This window comes from Testudinibacter crocodili (assembly GCF_006228025.1).
GTDB lineage: Bacteria > Pseudomonadota > Gammaproteobacteria > Enterobacterales > Pasteurellaceae > Chelonobacter.
The window spans coordinates 1-8,934 of sequence record NZ_VDHF01000030.1; the positions used below are offsets into that span (position 1 = coordinate 1).

The following is an 8,934-nucleotide window of genomic DNA, read 5'->3' on the forward strand; positions in this document are numbered from 1 at the left end:
TTAACTTATTGTTTTATTTGTTTTTTTCTGAATTAAATCTGTGGAATACATAGCATTTAGCCTGTTGATTGTTGCGCTATCAAATGTAAACATAGTGAGTGGCAAGAATATTGGAACAATCCTCTTTAGCGAAATGCTGTTTAGCGTTCCACTTTTGGCGAATTTCAAGGTAAACTATCCCCATTTTCACTCAAACAGGAAAGGCAAGTATGCGGGTATTGATCATTATCCTTGGTGGTCTGCTGCTGCTGTTTCAATACAGCTTTTGGTTCGGCAAAAACGGCTACCGTGATTATCAGGCGGTGCAGCAGGAAATTGAACAACGATCGGCGGAAAACACCCTGTTGGCGCAGCGTAATCAATTGATTATGGCAGAAATCAAAGATTTGAAAGAGGGTGTAGCGGCAGTAGAAGAACGTGCCCGCCTGGAACACGACATGGTTAAATCCAATGAGGTTTTCTACCGTTTGATGAAAGCGGACGAATATCAATAATGGTGGCGCGTAATATTATTGCCATCGTGCCGGCGGCGGGTGTCGGCAGTCGGATGCAGCAGGATAAACCCAAGCAGTATTTATTGCTGAACGGCAAACCGATTTTGCAACACACCTTGGACGTGTTGTTGAGTTATGCGCCGATTGAAAAAGTGATTTTGTCGGTGGCGCAAGATGACCCCTGCATCGGGCAATTGGGTTTAGCGCAACATCCGCAAATTCAGATTGTACACGGTGGTGAAACCCGTGCGGCGTCGGTGTTTGCTGCGTTGCAAAGTGCGGTTGAAATCGGGGGGAGCGAGAGTTGGGTGCTGGTGCATGATGCGGCACGTCCTTGTTTGACCCATCACGATTTGGATAAATTGCTGCAAATTGACGATCTAAACGGGGCTATTTTAGCGTATCCGGCAACTGATACGATTAAGCGTGCCGATAGCGCACAACAGATTCAAGCCACTGAAGATCGCTCGCAATTGTGGCACGCCTTAACCCCGCAATTCTTCCCTACCGAATTACTGGCAACAGCCTATGCCCATGCGTTTGAACAGGATTTGATCCTGACGGATGAAGCTTCGGCGATGGAGCTGTTGGGCTATCGACCGCACTTGGTGTCAGGGCGCTCGGATAATTTGAAAATCACCCGACCGGAGGATCTGGCCTTGGCGGAATTTTATTTACAACGGAGAAACGGCAAATGATACGCATAGGACATGGTTTTGATGTGCACGCTTTCGGCGGCGCAGGGCCGATAATTATTGGCGGCGTGGCAATTCCCTATGAAAAGGGGTTGTTGGCACATTCGGACGGTGATGTAGCACTACACGCTTTGACCGACGCTTTGCTGGGGGCAGTGGCGTTGGGCGACATCGGTAAATTATTCCCCGATACCGATATGGCATATCAAGGTGCTGACAGCCGTGGCTTATTGCGTGAAGCCTATCGCCAAGTGCGGTTGCAAGGCTATAGAGTGGGCAATGTGGATGTCACCATTATTGCGCAAGCGCCGAAAATGCGACCACATATTGACGCGATGCGCGCTTGCATTGCCGAAGATTTGGGCTGTGATGTGCAACAAGTCAATGTGAAGGCAACCACCACGGAAAAGCTGGGTTTCACCGGGCGTGGCGAAGGTATTGCCTGTGAAGCGGTAGCACTGCTGCTTAAGGATAGCTGATGTCAGAACTGCAATATTTATACGGTAAACCACAACAAACCGCCCGCTTAAAAGTTGAATTCAGCGATTTTATCGTGAAAGAAGAGCTGGGCTACGCCATCAGTGGCGAAGGCGAATTTGTTGCCTTAAAGGTGCGTAAAACCAATGCCAATACCTTGTTTGTTGGCGAGAAACTGGCGGCATTTGCCGGTATCTCCGCCAAAAACATGAGTTATGCCGGCTTGAAAGATCGCCATGCAGTCACTGAACAGTGGTTTTGCCTGCATCTGCCGGACAAGGCGACACCGGATTTCAGCCAGTTTGCATTGGAGGGCGTTGAGGAGGGCGTTGAAATTTTGCACGTCAGCCGCCATAATCGCAAAATCCGCATCGGCAGCTTACAAGGCAACCGTTTTGAGATTTTATTGCGCGATTTGCAGCAAAGTGCCGATTTGATTCAGCGTTTACAACAAATTGAAAAGTGCGGTTTTCCCAACTATTTTATGGAGCAACGCTTCGGACGCGACGGGCATAATTTGACTCAGGCACTGCGTTGGGCGCAAGGTGAAATTCAGGTTAAAGACCGTAAAAAGCGTAGCTTTTACCTCTCTGCCGCCCGCAGTGAATTGTTTAATTTAATGGTTTCACAGCGGATTGAAGATCAGTTGACGACAACGGTGTTAGAGGGTGATGTGCTGCAATTGCAAGGCTCACACAGTTGGTTTGTGGCAACGGCAGCGGAATTGCCGTTGTTACAGTTGCGTTTGCAGCAACGTGATCTTGGCTTGACCGCAGCGCTAGTCGGTTCACAGTCGCTGGACAGCCAAGCCGAAGCCGCCGAACGTGAGCGAGCGGTGGTGGAGCAACACCCTGAATTGCTGGCTTTAATGCAGCAAGAGCGGTTGCAAAATGCGCGCCGAGCATTGTTGGCGCAGGCGCAAGATTTCACGTGGCAGTTTGTGGCAGACGGCTTGCGTTTATCGTTTTATCTGGACAGCGGCAGTTATGCTACGGCGCTGGTGCGTGAAGTAGCGCAGCTTGAACATGAATAACAGCCCCTAACAACAAGGACAATTATGCATATTTTGTTAAGTAACGATGACGGGATCCATGCCGAGGGAATTCAAACCATGGCGGCGGCATTACGCAAATTTGCCACTGTGACCATTGTCGCACCGGATCGTAACCGCAGTGCAGCTTCGAGCTCGTTAACCTTGGTTGAGCCGCTGCGACCGTTAAAATTGCCAAACGGTGACTATTGCATCAACGGCACGCCGGCGGATTGTGTGCATTTGGCGCTGAACGGTTTCCTTGCCGGACGGGTTGATCTGGTGGTTTCCGGCATCAATGCCGGTGCGAATTTAGGCGATGATGTGATCTATTCCGGCACAGTCGCAGCGGCGTTGGAAGGACGACACTTGGGGTTGCCGTCGATTGCGGTGTCATTAGACGGACGAATTTATTTTGAAACCGCAGCGCAAGTGGTGTGTGATTTGATTCCGAAACTGCACGACAATGTGTTGAGTTCGCGCGAAATCATCAACATCAACGTGCCGGATATTCCTTATGCCGATTTAAAAGGTTCGAAAGTGACCAAGCTGGGTTATCGCGAATCAGCCAGTGAAATGGTGAAGCAGATTGATCCACGTGGCGAAAGCATTTATTGGGTGGGTGCCAGCGGTCTACCGGAATACAGTGGTGAGGGAACAGACTTTCATGCAGTAGAGCACGGCTATGTCTCTTTGACGCCGATTCAAACTGATATGACGGCACACCAGTCATTGCAACGGCTACAACATTGGTTGGAAACGGCATAAGATGTCTAAAATCGAACAACGGCGCTTGGTGCAGCGCCTTCAGGCGCAGGGAATCAAAGATGACGCTATTTTACAGGCGATCTATGAGATTCCGCGTGCGTTTTTTGTGGAGGAGGCGTTCACTCGCCGTTGTTATGAAAATATGGCGATTCCGATTGGCGAAGGACAAACCTTGTCACAGCCCTACATTGTCGCCAGAATGACCGAACTGTTAGGATTGCAAGCCGAGCATCATGTGTTGGAAATCGGCACCGGCAGTGGCTATCAGACCGCACTTTTAGCAAAATTATGCCATAAAGTTTATAGCGTGGAGCGAATTAAAAAATTACAATGGCAAGCAATTCACCGTCTGAAAAAATTGGAGTTGCACAATGTGCAACTGCGCCATGCAGACGGCTGGGAGGGCTGGAAAGCCAAAGCGCCGTTTGATGCGATTATGGTGACTGCTGCAGCTGAAAATATGCCGATTGAATTGCTACAACAGCTGCGTGACGGCGGCAGAATGGTGATCCCAATCGGAGTTGGCAATCAAATATTGCAATTGATTACTCGAATCGGTGATCGGTATCGAGTGGAAAATATAGAAGATGTTAAATTTGTACCGTTGGTGGCAGGAGAGCTACAGTGAAAATTTTTGGTAAAATGTATGACAAGACCATGCAGTGGTCACGTCACCGTTTAGCGGTTTATTGGTTGTTCTTTGTCAGCTTTATTGAAGCGATTTTTTTTCCGATTCCGCCGGATGTGATGTTAATTCCAATGGCGATGAACAAGCCTAAACAGGCAATGAAATATGCGCTTTACACCGCACTTGCCTCAATGTTGGGCGGATTGCTCGGCTATGCAATCGGCTATTATGCTTATGATTTTGTCCAACATTATATTATCCAATTTGGTTATCAGGCAAAAATGGAACAAGTGATCGCTTGGTTTGACCAGTGGGGTATCTTGGTATTATTCGTCGCCGGTTTCTCGCCGATTCCCTATAAAGTATTCACCATTGCCGGCGGGTTGTTGCATATGGCACTGCTGCCGTTTGCCGTGACTGCCTTTGTTTCCCGTGCGGCACGGTTTATTCTGGTCGCGAAATTGTCCGCATGGGGTGGCCCAAAAATTGAAGCCAAGTTGCGTCGTTCTATTGAAGTGATCGGTTGGGGCGTGGTAGTCTTAGCGGTTATCGCTTATCTTATTTTACGTTAGTCAAGGATTTAAACATGAAAAATAAACTGTTCTTTTTCCCGGCAACTGCGCTGGCGTTGGCTGTTTTAGCCGGTTGTAGCAGCAGTGGCGGTGCGCCGGTACAAAGTGCGGACGGTAATTTGTCTCCGGGCATTATGCAGCCGGTTGAAGCCAGTGGCGCCAGCAATGGTAGTTGGCAGCCTGAAATTCAGCAGCAAAGCATGCCGGAAAGTATGTCGGTGCAACAAGCCATTCAGCAGCCGATCGGACAAGCTCAAACCCAAACGCAACAGGTGCAGCAAAATGTACAAAGTGCGGTACAGCAACCGATTGGACAAGTGCAGCAGGCTACTCAAACGGTCGGCACTGCGGTGAACAGCCAAACTCGTACTAATAATGTCTCACAGGATTTCACGATCCCGCGTGACAGCGCCACTAACGCGCCGATCTATAATCAAATTGATAAAGGTTTTTATAAAGGCGACAGTTACACCGTGCGTAAAGGCGATACTATGTTTTTAATCGCTTATATTTCCGGTATGGATGTGGCAGAGCTGGCGGCGAAAAACCAGATGAGCGAGCCTTACAATCTGAAAGTCGGACAAGTTTTGAAAATTGGCAACGGAGCAAGTGCGGTTGCACCTAGCTCAGCGCCGGCAGTCGGTATGGTGGCGGCACAATCGGCGCCAGCGGCAACCCCAACACAACCAGCAGTTTCTTATACACCGGGCCCGAATAATACTCAATATGGCTCTGACGGTACAATTATCGGACCGGTGAAAGCCTCAGCCGGTAATGCCGCTACTATGGCACAGCAGCAAGCACAACAAGCAGTGACGGCAACGGCAGGAGCAGTAGCCACAGCACCTGCTCGTGTAGAGACGACCCCACCAAGTGCGGTTAATTCTAACATCAGTTGGCGCTGGCCGAGTAACGGCAAAGTGATTCAAGGCTTCTCCTCTTCAGACGGCGGCAATAAAGGTATCGATATTTCCGGTTCACGCGGACAGGCAGTGAATGCCGCTGCCGCAGGGCGGGTGGTGTACGCTGGCAATGCGTTGCGCGGCTACGGCAATTTGATCATCATCAAACACAATGATGATTTCCTCAGTGCGTATGCGCATAACGAAAGTATTTCGGTCAAAGACCAGCAAGAAGTCAGCGCCGGACAGCAAATTGCCAAAATGGGCAGTTCCGGTACTAATTCGGTCAAACTGCATTTTGAAATCCGTTACAAAGGTAAATCAGTCGATCCGGCTCGCTACTTACCGTCGCGTTAAGCGTACAGCTATTTTTATCTCAAATAACGGGCAGAATTTTCTGTCCGTTTGTGTTTGTATTAAGTGATCAAGATCACAAAATATGGCTTCAAACCGCACTTTTCATCTTATGATATGCGACAGTGGTCCGTTTTTTTGCTATCTTTAAAAAGCTGTTTTGATATTGTATTTTTTGATTGACGGAATTTTTAACAAGGATTTTTGCTATGAATTGGAGTTTACAACCCAGTGCAGTTTTTGCCGCTTCCCCGGTGGTGCCGGTGATGGTGATTAAACATTTAAAGGATGCGCTGCCAATGGCGCAAGCACTGTCGGCAGGCGGCATCAAGGTGTTTGAGATTACCTTGCGCAGTGCGGTGGCACTAGAGGCGATTAAAATCATCAGTGAAGCGATGCCAGAGGCGCTGGTGGGCGCCGGAACAGTGATTTCGCCACAGCAATATGATGCGGCACTTGCAGCAGGGGCGAAATTTATTATTTCGCCGGGAGCGACGCTGTCGTTATTAAAACATGCTGCGCAGGGCGAAGTGCCGTTAATGCCGGGCACGTCAACACCATCTGAGATGATGACCGCACTTGAATTGGGCTACGATCATTTAAAATTTTTTCCAGCAGAAGCCAATGGCGGTGCTCCGGCATTGAAAGCGATTTCTGCCCCATTGCCACAGCTGACGTTCTGCCCAACCGGCGGGATCAGCCCGAAAAACGTAGCCAATTATATGGCATTGGATTGTGTGGCGACGGTGGGCGGTTCGTGGATGATTCCGAATGAAGCAATCGCCGCTGGAAATTGGGACGAAGTGACTCGTCTCACGCAAGAAGCAGTGCAGTTTGTCGGCAGCTTACGCAAATAAGCAGACTCGCTTTATCATTGACAGGATGCAGCGATGGCGTCCTGTTTTTTATTTCACTATATAAACAAACATCAACAAACCCTAATTAAAGTCAATTTTGTGAACTATCGCCGAGTTATATTTGCCGTTTGATGTTAGAGTAAAACAAAATTGATTTGCTTCCGTCTATCCCCCATCATTTAACAGGAGTTTTAGTATGTTTCCAGAATATCGTGATTTGATCAGCCGTTTGAAATTAGAAGATGCCCACTTTAGCCGTTTGTTTGACAAGCACAATGAACTCGACCACAAAATCAAAGCTATTGAAACCAATATAGAATTGGGTACAGTGACCGAAGTGGAAAATCTGAAAAAAGAGAAGTTGCGCCTCAAAGATGAGTTATATCTGATTTTGAAAAACGCAGCAGCCTAGGATAGGCGCTAATATCAAAAATCCCGCACATTGGTCAATGTTGCGGGATTGATTTATCTGACTATCGTTAAGGTTTAAGCTAGCTGTCCGGCAGCTTTCACTACCAAGGCTACCGCTGTACCTTCAGCAGCTTTAATGGTGCTTTCGTTTGGAATTTCTTGCTGGGTGCGGTTGACGATCACGGCAGAAATCATGCCCGCTCTTAAGCCTAATGCTGAGCACATGGTGAATAAGGTGGCAGATTCCATCTCAAAATTCATCACGTTCAATTGTTGCCACTCTTTAAGAGAATCTTTAAAGCGACGGCAGATTTTGCCGCTGTAGGTGTCGTAGCGCTCTTGTCCTGGATAGAAAGTATCCGAAGAGGCGGTGATGCCAACATAGGTCGCTGCACCGCTTTCTTTAGCAACTTGGTACAGCGCCGAAGTACAAGTGAAATCGGCGACTGCTGGGTATTCCAACGGCGCAAAATGCTGGCTGGCACCGTCTAAACGCACCGCGCCAGTGGTGACTAAAATATCACCGACATTAATATGCGGCTGAATTGCACCAGTGGTGCCGATGCGCAAGAAGGTGCGCACGCCTAATTGTGCCAGCTCTTCTACTGCGATTGAAACAGAAGGACCGCCGATACCGGTGGAACAGATCATAATTGGCTTGCCGCCGACATAGCCTAACCATGAGGTAAATTCGCGGGTAGAAACCAAAAATTTAGGTTTGTCCATCTGCTTAGCAATACGCTCGACACGTGCCGGATCGCCCGGAACGATTGCAACTGTTGCCCCTTCCAGATCCGCTTTGCTTAACCCTAAATGAAATACATCTGCCATAAAAACATCTCCTTGTTATTATTATTGATTTATATAAAATTTTATATACACCGTAAAAGAGATATTCTACGCCAAACAATTATGGATTTATATCTCTGAGGATAGGATTTTGCATAGAAATTAATGTTTCTGTGGACTGGATCTCATCTATCAGCTGAATTTTGTTTGCCAGCACCCCATGCAGCTCTTCAATGGTGTGGGTCATCACCTTGATAAAGATAGAGTAATTGCCAGTGGTGTAATAAGCCTCGACCACCTCGTCAAAAGTTTGCAGCTTTTTAATCACGGTGTCGTAGTCTTTGGCGCTTTTTAGAATAATGCCAATAAAGCAACAAACATCATAACCGAGCTTGCGTTCATTGATCCGCACTTTCGTGCCTTCAATCACGCCGGATTGGCGCATTTTTTCCACTCGAACATGAATCGTACCTGGGCTGACCCCGAATTTTTTCGCCATTTCGGCATAAGGGGTGCGGGCATCTTTGGTCAGAACTCGCAAGATTTGTTGATCAAGAGCATCAATGTGGCTGGTATGTTGCATACGCTTCTCCGATTTTAGTTTTTTTTCAAAAAAAATATGCTTCTATTGATTAATGACTACATATTAACAAAAAAAATTAAAAAAGTATTGGAATTTTTTGTTTGTTTGTTGAATAATGCATAAAAACGATAAGCAAAACGCTTTTTTTATTTAATCAACCCAGATAAACTTTAGATAAATTATGAAAAATTCCTTTATTTTGCAACAACAAGAAATCAGTTTCGTTAAAAACACCTTCACACAAATGTTAAAAGAACACTTAAAAATCGTTGAGGTGCAAGGACCGCTACTTAGCCAAGTCGGCAATGGTATGCAGGACAATCTGTCCGGCGTGGAAAATGCGGTGCAGGTGAATATTCGTGAAATTCATGGGG

Annotated in this window: 12 protein-coding genes and 1 pseudogene; 11 read left to right on the forward strand and 2 right to left on the reverse strand. The window is 47.3% G+C overall.

Annotated elements, in window-relative coordinates; all coding sequences use genetic code 11:
• The first annotated feature begins 209 nt into the window (after positions 1–209).
• The 10 genes from ftsB (at position 210) to FHQ23_RS03315 (ending at position 7,189) form a co-directional block, all read left to right on the forward strand.
• Complete coding sequence (ftsB, locus tag FHQ23_RS03270) at positions 210–494, forward strand: cell division protein FtsB (RefSeq protein ID WP_132965169.1); 285 nt, start codon at positions 210–212, stop codon at positions 492–494.
• Positions 494–1,192: a 2-C-methyl-D-erythritol 4-phosphate cytidylyltransferase gene (gene ispD, locus FHQ23_RS03275; RefSeq protein ID WP_139613031.1), complete on the forward strand. Its 699-nt coding sequence runs from the start codon at positions 494–496 to the stop codon at positions 1,190–1,192. Before ftsB ends, ispD begins: the two co-directional genes overlap by 1 nt.
• Complete coding sequence (gene ispF / locus FHQ23_RS03280) at positions 1,189–1,668, forward strand: 2-C-methyl-D-erythritol 2,4-cyclodiphosphate synthase (RefSeq protein WP_139610596.1); 480 nt, start codon at positions 1,189–1,191, stop codon at positions 1,666–1,668. The genes ispD and ispF overlap by 4 nt, the downstream gene beginning before the upstream one ends.
• Complete coding sequence (gene truD, locus FHQ23_RS03285) at positions 1,668–2,699, forward strand: tRNA pseudouridine(13) synthase TruD (protein WP_139613032.1); 1,032 nt, start codon at positions 1,668–1,670, stop codon at positions 2,697–2,699. The genes ispF and truD overlap by 1 nt, the downstream gene beginning before the upstream one ends.
• Positions 2,700–2,723: 24 nt before the next feature.
• Positions 2,724–3,464: a 5'/3'-nucleotidase SurE gene (gene surE, locus FHQ23_RS03290; protein WP_139613033.1), complete on the forward strand. Its 741-nt coding sequence runs from the start codon at positions 2,724–2,726 to the stop codon at positions 3,462–3,464.
• A 1-nt stretch (position 3,465) separates the two neighbouring features.
• Entirely contained in the window at positions 3,466–4,092 is a 627-nt protein-coding gene (locus FHQ23_RS03295; RefSeq protein WP_139613034.1) for a protein-L-isoaspartate(D-aspartate) O-methyltransferase, read from the forward strand.
• Positions 4,089–4,664: a YqaA family protein gene (locus tag FHQ23_RS03300; RefSeq protein ID WP_139613035.1), complete on the forward strand. Its 576-nt coding sequence runs from the start codon at positions 4,089–4,091 to the stop codon at positions 4,662–4,664. The genes FHQ23_RS03295 and FHQ23_RS03300 overlap by 4 nt, the downstream gene beginning before the upstream one ends.
• Before the next feature lie 14 nt (positions 4,665–4,678).
• Positions 4,679–5,923 (forward strand): murein hydrolase activator NlpD, encoded by a 1,245-nt coding sequence (nlpD, locus tag FHQ23_RS03305; protein ID WP_139613036.1) that lies wholly within the window; start codon positions 4,679–4,681, stop codon positions 5,921–5,923.
• 206 nt (positions 5,924–6,129) lie between these two features.
• Positions 6,130–6,777 carry a bifunctional 4-hydroxy-2-oxoglutarate aldolase/2-dehydro-3-deoxy-phosphogluconate aldolase gene (locus tag FHQ23_RS03310; RefSeq protein WP_139613037.1) on the forward strand — a complete coding sequence of 216 codons (648 nt, stop codon included), beginning with the start codon at positions 6,130–6,132 and terminating at the stop codon, positions 6,775–6,777.
• A gap of 196 nt (positions 6,778–6,973) precedes the next feature.
• Positions 6,974–7,189 carry an HP1242/YdcH family protein gene (locus tag FHQ23_RS03315; RefSeq protein WP_132965151.1) on the forward strand — a complete coding sequence of 72 codons (216 nt, stop codon included), beginning with the start codon at positions 6,974–6,976 and terminating at the stop codon, positions 7,187–7,189.
• Between the two features lie 74 nt (positions 7,190–7,263).
• Here the strand turns inward: FHQ23_RS03315 and udp are convergent, their stop codons facing one another.
• Positions 7,264–8,019 (reverse strand): uridine phosphorylase, encoded by a 756-nt coding sequence (gene udp, locus FHQ23_RS03320; protein WP_139613038.1) that lies wholly within the window; start codon positions 8,017–8,019, stop codon positions 7,264–7,266.
• Positions 8,020–8,098: 79 nt separating this feature from the next.
• Positions 8,099–8,560 carry a transcriptional regulator AsnC gene (gene asnC, locus FHQ23_RS03325; RefSeq protein WP_132965147.1) on the reverse strand — a complete coding sequence of 154 codons (462 nt, stop codon included), beginning with the start codon at positions 8,558–8,560 and terminating at the stop codon, positions 8,099–8,101.
• A gap of 181 nt (positions 8,561–8,741) precedes the next feature.
• Between asnC and FHQ23_RS03330 the strand changes: the two are divergent.
• A pseudogene (locus FHQ23_RS03330) lies at positions 8,742–8,934 on the forward strand (aspartate--ammonia ligase); the annotation flags it as partial.